Raw genomic sequence first — 10558 nt, 5'->3', positions numbered from 1 at the left:
AGGGGCTAAGCGGCTGTTCCCTTCTCCCACCGGGAGAAGGTGCCCCGCAGGGGCGGATGAGGGTACGGGCGTAGCCTTGTGCACCCAAACACCACGAGCCGCTTCGCGCCGGACCCTCACCCCAACCCCTCTCCCGGCGGGAGAGGGGCTAAGCGGCTGTTCCCTTCTCCCACCGGGAGAAGGTGCCCCGCAGGGGCGGATGAGGGTACGGGCGTAGCCTCGTGCACCCAAACACCACGAGCCGCTTCGCGCCGTACCCTCACCCCAACCCCCTCCCGACGGGAGAGGGGCTAAGCGGCTGTTCCCTTCTCCCGCCGGGAGAAGGTGGCCCGCAGGGGCGGATGAGGGTACGGGCGTAGCCCCGTGCACCCAAACACCACGAGCCGCTTCGCGCCGTACCCTCACCCCAACCCCTCTCCCGACGGGAGAGGGGCTAGGCTGTGCTCCATTCGTGGTGCGGTTGTTGGTCAAACCCTTGTATCTATAGCCGGTCTTGTGCGGGGCGTTTTGTTTTGGGGAGGGCCCGGATGGGGCGCTTGCCGGCGTGGCGTATCGCGCGTTCTGCGGGTAGGGTGCCGGATGTCGCCATTGCCGTTGGACGGATGCCGTGGAGCTTTCTCCCAGTCTTGAATTGAAGGTGTTCGTGCCGGCGCGGGACTTTGCGCTGTCCATGGAGTTCTATCGCGAGGTGGGATTCGTGGCCGAGCCGCTTGGCGACGGGCTCGTCTGTTTCCGTCACGGCGAGCGCTGTGCGTTCCTGCTGCAGGATTTCTACGAGCAGGCGCTGGCGCACAACCTGATGCTGCACCTGTGGGTGGAGGATGCCGATGCCTGGTGGCGGCGGCTGGATGCCGCCGATCTGGCCGGCCGCTACGGCGCGCGCGTCGGCGTGCCGGAGGATCGGCCCTGGGGCATGCGCGATTTCACCCTGCACGATCCGGGCGGGGTGCTGTGGCGGATCGGTCACGATCTGCCGGGCTGATCGCGCTGCGCATCGCCTTCGCTGCGCCGTCCATGCCAGGCCGTCGGGGCTGCCCCGCCGTTGCGGCGGTTCGCATGGTGTCGGGGCTCACATGGCCGCATGCGGTCGGGTTCGCCGTTGAGTCGTGCCTGTACCGTGCCCGGCGGGTTCGGGTCGAAACGTAAGAATCATTGCGCTGACGCGCGGATCGCCGACGATGTGAGCCGGTTCATTGCGTTGGCACCGCCGAAGACGGCAAGCTTGCGTCATGTCCGAACCGCTCAGATCCATTCATGTCGTCGCCGGGGTGATCACCGATGCCCGTGGCCGTATCCTGCTGGCCCGGCGTACCGAGGGGCGCGATCTTGCCGGGCTGTGGGAATTCCCTGGTGGCAAGCGCGAGCCGGGCGAGACCTCCGAGCAGGCGCTGGTGCGCGAGCTGCAGGAGGAGCTGGGCATCGAGGCGACGGTCGGCGCGCCGCTGATGGAAGTGCCGCAGCGCTACCCGGACAAGCGGCTGCGCCTGGAGATGCGCCAGGTGCTGTCGTGGAAGGGCAGCGCGCGCGGCCGCGAGGGTCAGGCGCTGACCTGGGTGACGCCCGACAAGCTGTGCCGCTACGCGATGCCGCCGGCCGATCAGCCGGTGGTGGCGATGCTGCGCCAGCCCGATCGCTATCTGGTGACGCCGGAGCCGGTCGAGCCCGAGCGCTGGCTGGCGGCGCTGGAGCGCGCGCTGGACGGCGGCGTGCAACGTGTGCAACTGCGCGCGCGCAGCCTGCCGGCGGAGCGCTGGCAGCCGCTGGCGCGGGCCGCAGCGGCGCTGTGCGCGGCGCGCGGCGTGCAGGTGCTGGTCAATCGCGATCTGCTCCTGGCGCAGGAGCTGGGCGTCGGGGTGCATCTGGGGTCGGAACAACTGTCGCAGTTCGATGCCCGTCCGCTGCCGCCGGGGCACTGCGTCGCCGCGTCCTGCCATACCGTGGAAGCGTTGCAGGCGGCGCAGCGGCTCGGCTGCGATTTCGCGGTGGTCGGCCCGCTGGCGGCCACCGCCAGTCATCCCGGCGCCGCGGCACTGGGCTGGGACGCCTTCGAACGGCTGCGCGAGGAAGTGGCGCTGCCGCTGTATCCGATCGGCGGCCTGCTGCCGACCCAGATTGCCGAAGCGCGCCGCCATGGCGGCCAAGGCATCGCCGCGATCCGCGGGCTGTGGCCGGTGGACGTGGACGTGGACGCCGCTTGATCGGGTGGCGCTGGCGCCGCAGCGCGCGCGATGCGAGGTGAGGCGGTCGCGGCTTGTTGCGTGGTGCAAGGTTGGGCGACGCAGTGCGCGCCGATCGCGGCCGTTGCTTGTGCGTGCGCGGCGTGTAGCGCCCCGGTCAAGCTACTGCCGCCACTTGTGGAGCGGCTGCAGTCGCGACGGGGCCTTCTCGGTAACGCCCGTCGCGACTGAAGTCGCTCCCACATCAGGGCGTGGATTGCGGAACCCAAGTCGGGAATGCGCTAGAAGCTGATCCAGAAGCAGTTGTACTGCCGGCGCAGGCTGAGCACCGTCGAGGTCGGCGTCGCGCTGCCGCCGAGGGTCTGCTCCAGGCGCAACGCGGTCGCGCGTGCGCGCGGCGGCGTGGCGGCAGCGTCAGGCACAGCATCGGTGGCGGTGGGCGCTGCTGCAGGTGTGGCGCCGGCTGCGGGTTGCGGTTCGGCGCCGGGCGCGGTGTCGGCCGTTGCCGGGATGGTGGACAGCGGCGCCTGCGCTGACGGCAGCACCGGCACGATCGCGACCAGCGGGCGCTGGACGATCGCGTCGAGGCGATCGAGGATGCGTCGCGCCGCCTCGTCCGAGACGCCGTTCCACCAATACAGCGTGGACAGGCGATTGATGTCGCGTGCGTCCACCGCAGTGCGGATCTGCTGCGCCAGTTCGCTGAGTCGGCGCACGCACTGCGGCCGGTACAGGCCGCTGGCGCCTTCGCTGGCGGCACTGGGCGCGGCCCGCGGCGGCAGCCGGTCGATCGCGCCGAGGTCCTCGCAGCGGCGATCGCTGAACACCGTGGCGCCGTCGGCGCCGGTGCAGCGATTGACCTGCTGCGCGGCGGCAGGCGCGGTGCACAGGCAGAGCAACAGGAGGATCGACGAGGGCGCGCGCATCGCGTCAGCCTAGCCGTACGCCTGGTGTCTGGGAAGCTGCCGCAGGGGGGCGCAAGCGCGGCAACGTGGGGCGAGGCACGGTGCTGTGGGATGTGCATCGTCCCGACCTTTCGCGAGGCGGGGGTCTGGCCGTTTCTCTCGTCGCGACTGAAGTCGCTCCCACAGTGCGTTCGGCACGGCGGAGCAACACGGCTGTTGTAGGAGGGGCTTCAGCGCCGACCGGTTGCGAAGTCGGCCAGGTTTCCGACTCCGTTTGTCGCGGCTGAAGCCGCTCCTACACGGAATTCGGCGAGGTGAAGCAGCACGGCTGTTGTAGGAGGGGCTTCAGCCCCGACCGGTTCCGAAGCCGGCCAGGTTTCCGACTCCGTTTGTCGCGGCTGAAGCCGCTCCTACAGGTAACTCGGTGAGGTGAAGCAGCATGGCTTTGTAGGAGGGGCTTCAGCGCCGACCGGTTGCGAAGTCGGCCAGGTTGCCGACTTTGTTTGTCGCGGCTGAAGCCGCTCCTACAGGGAAGCGGCCAGGTGCCGCAGCGAGGCGTCTTGTGGGAAGGACTTCAGTCCCGACGCTGTCCGCCATCGGGATGCCTGCCGCCTCGCCGATGGCCATGAACGTCGCAGCGCAGATGCGCGTGCCAGCGGCGGACGGCGCTTACGCCAATCGCGACAGCACGCCGACGGTGGGCTTGGCCAGGTTGAGCGTGTAGAAGTGCAGCGACGGCGCGCCGCCAGCGAGCAGGCGTTCGCATAGCGAGGCGACCAGGTCGGCGCCGAACTCGCGGATCGCGTCGGCATCGTCGCCGTAGGCCTGCATGCGCTTGCCGATCCAGCGCGGGATCTCGGCGCCGCACTGCTCGGAGAAACGCCGCAGCTGGCTGAAGTTGGAGATCGGCATGATTCCCGGCACGATCGGGATCTGCACGCCGAGCTTGCGCACCGCATCCACGAAAGCGAAATAGGCGTCGGCGTTGTAGAAATACTGGGTGATCGCGGCATCGGCGCCGGCATCGACCTTGGCCTTGAAGTGGCGCAGGTCGCTCAACGCGTCGCTGGCCTGCGGATGCGTCTCCGGATAGGCGCCGACCTCCAGGTGGAAGGCATCGCCGTGCTCGGCGCGGATGAAGGCGATCAGGTCGGCGGCGTAGCGCAGGTCGCCGGGATGGCCCATGCCCGAGGGCAGGTCGCCGCGCAGCGCGACCAGGCGCCGGCAGCCGATCGCGCGGTACAGCTTGAGCAGTTCGCGGATCTCTTCGCGGCTGCCGCCCACGCACGACAGGTGCGGCGCCGCCTCGAAGCCATGATGCTGCTTCAGGTGGCGCACCGTTTCGGAGGTGTAGCTCAGCGTCGAGCCGCCGGCGCCGAAGGTGCACGACACGTACTCCGGCGCGTAGGCCTTCAGGCGCGCGGCGGTGCGGTCCAGCTGCGCGCGCTGTTCGTCGGTCTTGGGCGGGTAGAACTCGAAACTGATGGCGGTCATGGGCGCGGCGCGTCAGGTGATGCGTGGAGTATATCTCTTCATCCGGATGGATGTTCACGGGCGTGGCCTGTGTGCCTCGGCGACGCGTCGGGGCCTGCACGGCTGGAGCGATCCGGCGGCCGCGCAATCGGCGTGCCGGTCGATTGGCTGCCGCGTCCGCGGGCGGCGCTTGCTTGCAGGACCCAGCGACCCAGCCGCGCAGGCGCGCCATCCGGTCGCGCCTGCGCCGCTTCCACGTTCCGGGCGTTTGCCGTCCAATGACGGATCGATCGTCGGCTCGCCCACCGCCGTCACGCGCCCGCCGACGTCAACGCTTCCACATCCGTGCCTGCCGCGGCGGCAGGCTGAAGGTGTAGCTGCTGCTGGAAATGCGCACCACGTTGCCCGAGCCGAGCGCGTCGCTGTAGTCCACGTTCCAGCGCAGCACGCTGCCGTTCATCGCCACGGCGGTAGTGACGGTGGTGCCGCACTTGTTGATGCCGACGATGCCCAGGTCGCCGCGGCGGAACAGCAGATGGCAGGCGTCGTGCGACAGCACCTGCATGTCGCTGCCCTGGGCGGCGTTGTGGAAGCCGATCATGCGCTTGAGGTCGTCGCGCTGGTAGGCGTTCACCCAGCGGTTGTCGCCGCTCTCGTTGTTGTCCGAGTACACCATCGGCACGCCGCCGTCGCGGCCGAGCAGATACGCGTAGGCCAGGGTTTCGTCGACCGGATCGAGGATCGCGTAGCGGAAGCCGGCGTTGTTGGGAATGTCGTGGGTGACCGCGAAAGTCACCGCGCGGCTGCCGGGCAGCGCCTGGCCGTAGGCGCCGGGATCGACCAGGCCATCCATGCTGCCGCCGAACGCAAAGGCGTTGCGGATCGAATTGAACAGCGGGAAATCGTAGGCCGCGTGCGGCGTCGCCTGCAGGTAGGGCGCGAGAAATTGGTCGTAGTCGGCCGTGCCGGCGCCGCCGGTGGTGATGACCTCGCCGAACACGTGCACGCCGGAGCGGATGCCGGCGTCGAGTACCGCGTTGAGATGGTCGAAGGGCATGTGCTTGGCCGCGTCGATGCGGAAACCGGTCACGCCCAGCGTCTTCAACGCCTGCAGATAGCTGCGCTGCTGCTGTACCACCCAGGCGTTGCCGACCAGGTCGGGCAGGCCCGGATCGCTGCCGCCGCCGCAGATGCGGTAGGTGCGGACCTGGTAGGCATTGCCGTAGTCGGCGATGCACTGCGCCGGGCCGAAATCGCCGGCGCCGAGGACGTTCGCCGACAGGTCGCCGAACAGCCGCAGCGATGCGTAGTGCGATGGGTTCGCCGCGTACTGCGACAGCACCGCGCTGCCCGGGTAATTCAGGTCCGGGCGCGTCGCCGCTTCGTTGGCCATGTGGTTGAGCACCACGTCGGCATAGGTTTCCACGCCGACGTCGGCCAGCGCTTGCACCATGCTGGCGAAGTCCTCGGTGTCGCCGAGCGGGTTGTCGATCACGCGCATGTCCTGCGGCTGGTAGCGCGCCCACCACTCGCTGCCCTGCGAGCGATAGGCCGGCGCCACCATCACCTTGTGGTAGCCGGCGGCAGCGATCTGCGCCGCGCGCGCTTCCACGGTGGCGTAGGGCCAGTTGAAGGCGTGCAGGATGGCGTCGGCCTGGGCGCTGGCGGTGGCCAGGGTCAACAACAGGCCGACAAGCAACATGCGCCAGCGTGGCGGGCGCGGCGGGACGATCGGAGCGGCGGGCAGGTCGCGCATCACACGGGTCTCCTTGGTGGAAGTGCGCAGGCGACGTGCCTGCGCGTCGGCCCTGCTTCCCATCGCGGCGGCAGCGGCGCTGGGAATGCAGCGGTGAGCGATGCTAAGCGCGCATCGCGGCGCAACATGGATGCGCTACATACGTATTCATTGCAGTGCCGGTCGAAAGCGGGATCGGTATCCGGTTCTGTCGGTTCGGCTGCGCGTCATGGCGCGGTGTTCCTGCGCGGGCCCATGGGCAGGCGGATACGTTTGCGTGCTGTCCGGCGAGTGCGTTGCGCTGTTCCCCGATGGGCCGCGCTGCATATTGCGGCAAGGTTGGAGATGCGATTGGCTGCATGCATTCGGTCGCACGCGTGGTCTTGGCCGTCGCGCGACATGTTGCGGTCGATACGGCGCCGGCGGCCACGGCACCTCAACGCAGACATGCGTTGTCTCGCGCGCCGATCCACCTTGCGCTGCGCAAGACGGCCAGGTTTTTCCGATGCTAAAGTCACTCGCATCACCTGCACACGTGGACCGCACCATGACATTCGATGCCTTCTATCCCATCGGTACGCCTGGCACGCCGTGGGGGCCGGCGGAAAAAGCGGCCTGGCTTTCGCGGCAGCGCCGGCAACGCAGCTACCAGGCGGACGTCGTGGCGGCGATCGAGCGCCTGCGCGAGCTTTGGGATGTCGTCGAATACGGCGTGCTGGCGTATGCCGAAGAGCGTCATCCGCTGCTGGCGCTGCGCAGCCGCGGATGGGACGACGCGCTGCCGTGCATGCTTGTGACCGGTGGCGTGCACGGCTACGAGACCAGCGGCGTGCACGGCGCGCTGCAGTTCGCGCAACGCCACGCGGACGATTACGCCGGCCGCGCCAACCTGCTGGTGGCGCCGTGCGTGAGCCCGTGGGCCTACGAGCGGATCCACCGCTGGAACGCGGACGCGATCGATCCGAACCGGTCGTTCCGCGAAGACAGCCCGGCGCAGGAGTCGGCCGCGCTGCTGCGGTTGGTCGCGCCGCTGCGTGGGCGGATCGCGATGCACATCGACCTGCACGAGACCACCGACAGCGACGAGTCCGAATTCCGGCCGGCGCTGGCCGCGCGCGATGGTGTCGCCTACGAGCCCGATGGCATTCCCGACGGTTTCTACCTGGTCGACGACAGCGAGAATCCACAACCGGCGTTCCAGCAGGCGGTGATCGCGGCAGTGGAGCAGGTGACGCATATCGCGCCGGCCGATGCCGAGGGCAAGATCATCGGCTCGCCGGTGGTGGCGCATGGCGTCATCCGCTACCCGATGAAGAAGCTGGGGTTGTGTGCGGGCATCAGCGACGCGCGCTACACCACGACCACCGAGGTCTATCCCGACAGTCCGAGCGCCACGCCCGAGCAGTGCAATGCCGCACAGGTGGCGGCGGTTCGTGCGGCGATCGACTATGCGTTGGCGCATCCAGCGGAGTCGCGTCGCGACTGAAGTCGCTCCCACAAGGGGGCTGCAATAGACGAGGCATGTGGCGGATGAGTACGTTGCTTGCCTGCGCGATGGCGGACGTCGCAGCGCCACGCCGGCTTTTGGGTGGAACGGATTCAAGCGCAATGCCTTGCCGGCAGCGCGTCGGAATTGGCATTCCTCCTGCAGAAACAGCGTGAACGGTCGGCGTTGCGCAATGCCATGCTCTTCGGCTGCACAGCCGAAGTCGTCCGCAGTGTCCATCGCCTGCCGGGCGCGCTACGCTTGCCCGCTCCTCGCGTCCGTCACCGCCATGTCCATCGTCCTCACGCCCTTCGCCCGCACCCGTCTGTTCCCGCGCGATCGCCGCCGCAACGCGATCCAGGATTGCGCGCCCGAGCAGTTCGAGCGTCACCTCAACGACAGCGCGCCGCTGCAGGTGCTGGACGGCTACGCGCCGTTCTGCAAGTTGCACGTGCATCCCAACTGGACGTCCACCCGCTGCCTGACCGTGCCGATCACCGAGGCCAATCGCCACCTGCTGCGTTCCGGCTACGAAGCGCGCAGCAGGGAGGAGTTGCCGGTGTTGGTGCGCTGGTTCGAAGGCGTCGAGCCGCCGGTCGCCACGTACCTGCTGCCGATCCTCTACAGCCGCGAGCAATTGGCGCGCGAAGGCGCACCGATCGAGGCCGAGTGGGGCGTGGTCGGCTGCCTCTATACGGCCGAGCCGCAGGAGATCCCGATGGCGCCGATCACCATGCTGCGCAACGCGCTGGGCGTGGAGGAGGGCGGCTCGGGCGTGGCGCTGGACCGCGAGGCCTATCGGCGCAGCGTGGCGTTCTGGGAGCGCAACGCGAACTGGCGGCCGTAGCCACGCGCCGGCGTCGCAGTAGCGAGCGGGTGTGTGATTGCCAGCGGCCCGCCGTCGACAGGCGCAAGCTCGCCGCATGCGCGCTCAGCGCAGCACGGGATTCGCCCAGACCACCAGCGGCGGCAACTCGCCGGCCGGCACTGCGTCGGCAGCGGCGACCAACTCGAGCACGCTGACGTTGCCGAGCGGCAGTTCGACGGCGACTGCCGCATCGCCACTGCGCATCGGCGCGCTTTCGTACAGGAGCCTGGCGTCGCCGTAGATGCGGAACACGGTGGTACCGGTACCGCGCGCGGCGCTGTCCTGCAGCCCGAGCGAGGTGTTGAACTTGGAGAACTCGCCCCGGGTGAGGATTTCCAGCCGCGAATCGGCATGGGCGCCGATGCCATACGCGTATGCGCTGCCGCCGATCTTCAGCGGCTGGCCATACGGCGTGACGTCGGCGCGCGGCGTGCCGGAGGCGGCGTTCAGCACGGTGGCGTAGCTCGGCAGACCGTCGGCGGCGACATGGATGCGCGCGGTCATTTCGCTCAGCAGGGTCGCGTCCGCTTCGACCGGCGTGCCCTTGACCTTGAGCATCACCGCGGCATGCGGCGCCAGCGAATAGCGCAGCGGGCCCTGGTGTGACGGCAAGTCGCGGCGGCGCCACAGATCGCGTACCGCCAGAGGCGTGCTGGCGGCCAGCTTCATCTGCCGCGCATCGACCTGCGCCACGGCCGCGGTGTCGCCGCGATTGAACAGCAGCACCGCGCGTTCGCCGCGTGCGGTCAACGGCTTGACCAGCACCTGCACCGGCGCAGCGTCGACCACCAGCGTGGCCTGGTTGCCGGCCGCATCCTGGTTGACCGCGATCACCTCGGGATTGCGCAGCAGCTCGATCAGCGGATCCGGCGCTCGGGTCAGGTCGAACCCCAGCAGCAGCGGCGCGGACAGCATCGCCCACAGCGAGAAATGGGTGCGCGCTTCGGTGAGGTGCGCGGCGTCGAACGCGCCCAGGCCGACCGCCAGCATGTCCGGATCGTTCCAGCGGCCCGGGCCGGCGTACAGCTCGCGCCGCGAGGCCGAATCGAAGTTGTGCAGCATGCTATCCCACGTCGGCTCGATGTCCGGACTGGTGCGCCACAGGTGGCCGTGGCTGCCGCCCCAGTCGCGCACGCCGGCCTCGCCCCATGGGCAGATCGACAGCACGTAGTCGTTGTCGGGATTCAACGCGGCCAGCAGCCGGCCGATGCGCGCGTAGTGCGTCTCCACCGCATCGCGGTCGCTGCGCACGGCGTCGCCGCGCACGATCAGCGGGCGCAACGCGCGCTGGCCGGAATCGCGCACCGGCACGCTGTCGGCAGCGAAGTCGGCCAGGCCGCAGGCGTCCACCTTCAGGTAGTCGAAGCCCCAGTCCTGGAACATGGTCTTCAGGTCGGAGGATTCGAAGCCCTGCAGGCCGATCTCGCGTTCGGCCACGCTGCCCACCGGCAGGTTGGGACTGGTGCGGTCGAACGCCTGCGAGCAGGCGTTGCGTCCGGCGTCGGTGTACAGGCCGGCCTTGAAGCCGCGGGCATGCAATCCATCGGTCCAGGCGCGGAAGCTGGTGCCGCCGTCGCCGGTCCTGGCGATGGGGAACATCGAGGTGCGGATCGCGATCTCGCCGCTGGCGCGCCGCTGCAACCACCAGCCGTCGTCGATGTTGATGTAGCGGTAGCCGGCCTGCTGCAGGCCGCGGCGCTGGATGGCGTCGACCACCGACAGGATCCGCGCCTGGTCGACGTCGGTGCGAAAGGCATTCCACGGATTCCAGCCCATCGGCGGGGTGACGGCCGCGCCGTGGCCGTACACGCTGAAACGGCCGCTGGGTTGCAGGGCGTCGGGGCGCTGCGCCGCGCCCGCGGCGGCGGCGAGGGTGCAGAGCAGGGCGGCCAGCAGCGGGCGTTTCATCGGCGT

8 protein-coding genes are annotated in these 10558 nt (G+C 69.3%); 4 read left to right on the top strand and 4 right to left on the bottom strand.

Going from position 1 to position 10558, the window contains the following annotated elements; genetic code table 11:
- The first annotated feature begins 607 nt into the window (after positions 1 to 607).
- Both VDQ83_RS09135 and VDQ83_RS09130 read left to right on the top strand, forming a co-directional pair.
- Positions 608 to 982 carry a VOC family protein gene (locus tag VDQ83_RS09135; protein WP_455434665.1) on the top strand — a complete coding sequence of 125 codons (375 nt, stop codon included), beginning with the start codon at positions 608 to 610 and terminating at the stop codon, positions 980 to 982.
- 247 nt (positions 983 to 1229) lie between these two features.
- Positions 1230 to 2198: a Nudix family hydrolase gene (locus tag VDQ83_RS09130; protein WP_455434664.1), complete on the top strand. Its 969-nt coding sequence runs from the start codon at positions 1230 to 1232 to the stop codon at positions 2196 to 2198.
- A 260-nt stretch (positions 2199 to 2458) separates the two neighbouring features.
- Here the strand turns inward: VDQ83_RS09130 and VDQ83_RS09125 are convergent, their stop codons facing one another.
- From VDQ83_RS09125 to VDQ83_RS09115, 3 genes are all read right to left on the bottom strand, one after another.
- Positions 2459 to 3103 (bottom strand): DUF4124 domain-containing protein, encoded by a 645-nt coding sequence (locus VDQ83_RS09125; protein ID WP_455434663.1) that lies wholly within the window; start codon positions 3101 to 3103, stop codon positions 2459 to 2461.
- Between the two features lie 648 nt (positions 3104 to 3751).
- Positions 3752 to 4576 carry a methylenetetrahydrofolate reductase [NAD(P)H] gene (gene metF, locus VDQ83_RS09120; RefSeq protein ID WP_455434662.1) on the bottom strand — a complete coding sequence of 275 codons (825 nt, stop codon included), beginning with the start codon at positions 4574 to 4576 and terminating at the stop codon, positions 3752 to 3754.
- A 307-nt stretch (positions 4577 to 4883) separates the two neighbouring features.
- Entirely contained in the window at positions 4884 to 6257 is a 1374-nt protein-coding gene (locus tag VDQ83_RS09115) for an alpha-amylase family protein (RefSeq protein ID WP_455434678.1), read from the bottom strand.
- Between the two features lie 580 nt (positions 6258 to 6837).
- Here VDQ83_RS09115 and VDQ83_RS09110 point away from each other — a divergent pair.
- Together VDQ83_RS09110 and VDQ83_RS09105 are read left to right on the top strand one after the other, a co-directional pair.
- On the top strand, positions 6838 to 7776 hold the full coding sequence (locus VDQ83_RS09110) for a M14 family metallopeptidase (RefSeq protein WP_309916912.1): 939 nt from the start codon (positions 6838 to 6840) through the stop codon (positions 7774 to 7776).
- A 289-nt stretch (positions 7777 to 8065) separates the two neighbouring features.
- Entirely contained in the window at positions 8066 to 8623 is a 558-nt protein-coding gene (locus tag VDQ83_RS09105) for a DUF3228 family protein (protein WP_309916915.1), read from the top strand.
- Positions 8624 to 8707: 84 nt separating this feature from the next.
- On the opposite strand, the gene VDQ83_RS09100 is transcribed toward VDQ83_RS09105, so the two are convergent.
- On the bottom strand, positions 8708 to 10552 hold the full coding sequence (locus VDQ83_RS09100; protein WP_455434661.1) for an NPCBM/NEW2 domain-containing protein: 1845 nt from the start codon (positions 10550 to 10552) through the stop codon (positions 8708 to 8710).
- Positions 10553 to 10558: the final 6 nt, after the last annotated feature.

The organism is Xanthomonas sp. WHRI 7945 (assembly GCF_035026585.1).
The sequence above is the reverse complement of the archived record's forward strand: the minus strand, read 5'-3'. Positions and strand labels throughout refer to the sequence as shown.

What these genes read in the sequence shown, in the direction of transcription:
- VDQ83_RS09100 (WP_455434661.1), bottom strand. Translation starts at nt 10,552, where the DNA reads ATGAAACGCCCGCTGCTGGCCGCCCTGCTCTGCACCCTCGCCGCCGCC.
- VDQ83_RS09130 (WP_455434664.1), top strand. Translation starts at nt 1,230, where the DNA reads ATGTCCGAACCGCTCAGATCCATTCATGTCGTCGCCGGGGTGATCACC.
- VDQ83_RS09115 (WP_455434678.1), bottom strand. Translation starts at nt 6,257, where the DNA reads ATGTTGCTTGTCGGCCTGTTGTTGACCCTGGCCACCGCCAGCGCCCAG.
- VDQ83_RS09125 (WP_455434663.1), bottom strand. Translation starts at nt 3,103, where the DNA reads ATGCGCGCGCCCTCGTCGATCCTCCTGTTGCTCTGCCTGTGCACCGCG.
- VDQ83_RS09105 (WP_309916915.1), top strand. Translation starts at nt 8,066, where the DNA reads ATGTCCATCGTCCTCACGCCCTTCGCCCGCACCCGTCTGTTCCCGCGC.
- metF (WP_455434662.1), bottom strand. Translation starts at nt 4,576, where the DNA reads ATGACCGCCATCAGTTTCGAGTTCTACCCGCCCAAGACCGACGAACAG.
- VDQ83_RS09110 (WP_309916912.1), top strand. Translation starts at nt 6,838, where the DNA reads ATGACATTCGATGCCTTCTATCCCATCGGTACGCCTGGCACGCCGTGG.